Genomic DNA, 1,633 nt, shown 5'->3' with positions numbered 1-1,633 from the left:
ATATCATTTCTCTTTAATATATGCATTCATAACAATGAAAAATGAATGGTTTATCGATTTTCTCCCGTCATTCTCCTTCCGAATTTTTTTTCGTATGGTTATGATTTCATTGGGCAAAATCAAAACAAGAGTATGAACTATGTTTCTAAGAGGGGGTAACTGTACATTCTTGTTATGATCAATATTCTAATCATTATTTTACTATTAGCATTTACAGCTTTTTTTGTTGCATCTGAGTTTGCCATTGTAAAGGTAAGAAGCACAAGAATTGATCAATTATTGGCTGAAGGAAATTCTAAAGCCATCGCTGCTAAAAAAGTTATTTCTTCACTTGATGAATACTTATCAGCTTGTCAATTAGGAATCACTTTGACATCACTTGGTCTTGGTTGGTTGGGTGAACCTACTGTTGAACATATGTTAAAGCCTGTATTTGAAAGCTTTACTACAAATGTAGCATTAACAACAATATTGTCGTTTTCCATTGCATTTACAACAATTACATTTCTTCATGTCGTTATTGGAGAGCTGGCACCTAAAACACTAGCGATTCAAAAAGCCGAAATAATTACCTTATATTTTGCAAAACCCCTTATTTGGTTTTACAGAATTCTATTCCCATTCATATGGATATTAAATCATTCTGCAGCATTTATTATTGGTATCTTTGGATTAAAGCCCGCATCTGAACATGATATGGCTCATTCTGAGGAAGAATTGCGAATCATTCTTTCTGAAAGCTTAAAAAGCGGAGAAATTAACCCCTCAGAATACAAATATGTTAATAAGATTTTTGAATTTGACGAAAGAATTGCAAAAGAGATTATGGTTCCTCGTACAGAGATTGTTTCTGTAGATAAAGAATATTCCCTTCAAGATGTAATGGAGATTGTTCTTCAAGAACGCTATACCCGCTACCCAGTGGTTGATGGAGATAAAGACAATATAATAGGAATTATTAATATGAAAGAAGTTTTGACCAGCTTCATCATGCAAGATAAACAAATTGTTCAATCTATTGAACCATATATTCATCCTGTTATTGCTGTCATTGAAACGATCCCTATTAATGATTTGCTTATTACTCTTCAAAAGAATCATTCCCATATGGCTATTCTTTTTGATGAGTATGGTGGTACGGCAGGGCTTGTAACTGTTGAGGATATTCTAGAAGAAATCGTTGGTGATATTCGTGACGAATTCGATACAGATGAACTGCCTGATATTCGTAAAATAGCTGATAACCATTATATATTCGACGCTAAAGTTTTAATAGGTGATATAAACGATTTGCTTGGAATCGATTTATTAGAAGATGAAGTTGACACGATAGGAGGATGGTTTCTCACCCAAAAATATGACGTCGTACAAGATGATCAAATCGAAGAAGATGGGTACGTATTTATCGTTAAAGAAATTGATGGTCAACATATTTTATTCATTGAAGCCTATAAGGTTTAAGAAAGACCGTAACCAATCAAAATGGGAGCGGTTTTCTTAATGCCTACATCATGGTTAAATGTTACATCATTGTTCATACCTAAATTGCTAATACTAAAAGTATCAATTAATAGAACAAATTATTCATTATATATTCTTTATTTACTACCGAAAAGAAACTGGTATAGACAAC

1 protein-coding gene is annotated in these 1,633 nt (G+C 32.7%); it reads left to right on the top strand.

The annotated features are described in order from the left end of the window. The first annotated feature begins 174 nt into the window (after window positions 1–174). The gene (locus V7014_RS26700; RefSeq protein ID WP_335512082.1) at window positions 175–1,461 is read left to right on the top strand and encodes a hemolysin family protein; all 1,287 of its coding nucleotides are present in this window, start codon (window positions 175–177) and stop codon (window positions 1,459–1,461) included. The last annotated feature ends 172 nt before the right edge of the window (window positions 1,462–1,633 follow it).

Origin of the sequence: Bacillus sp. JJ722, assembly GCF_036963345.1 — a bacterium.
GTDB lineage: Bacteria > Bacillota > Bacilli > Bacillales > DSM-1321 > Bacillus_AD.
This window is presented reverse-complemented; position numbering and strand designations above follow the sequence as displayed.